Origin of the sequence: Mycobacterium sp. 94-17, assembly GCF_035617725.1 — a bacterium.
In the GTDB taxonomy this organism is placed as follows: domain Bacteria; phylum Actinomycetota; class Actinomycetes; order Mycobacteriales; family Mycobacteriaceae; genus Mycobacterium.
In genome coordinates this window covers 1-276 of the sequence record NZ_JAPIYN010000117.1, presented here as the reverse complement: position 1 = coordinate 276, position 276 = coordinate 1, and the positions used below count along the sequence as shown (strand labels likewise).

General features: G+C 67.8%; 1 protein-coding gene. It reads left to right on the top strand.

Annotated features, from left to right (window positions below):
* On the top strand, window positions 1–276 hold a 276-nt coding region (locus OQ789_RS25925), incomplete at both ends, for an AMP-binding protein (RefSeq protein ID WP_324689298.1).

The window sequence follows — 276 nt, the reverse complement described above, 5'->3', positions numbered from 1 at the left end:
CGGGGTGCCCAAGGGGGTGGCGGTTGCGCACGGGAATGTGACGCGGTTGTTGCGGGCGTTGGATGTGGTGGTGCCGGTGGCGGGGGTGTGGGCGCAGTGTCATTCGTTGGCGTTTGATTTCTCGGTGTGGGAGGTGTTTGGGGCGCTGCTGGGTGGGGGCCGGCTGGTGGTGGTGCCAGATGCGGTGGTGCGTTCCCCCGAGGAGCTGCACGCCCTGCTGGTGGCCGAGCGGGTCAGTGTGTTGAGCCAGACCCCGTCAGCGTTCTATGCCCTGCA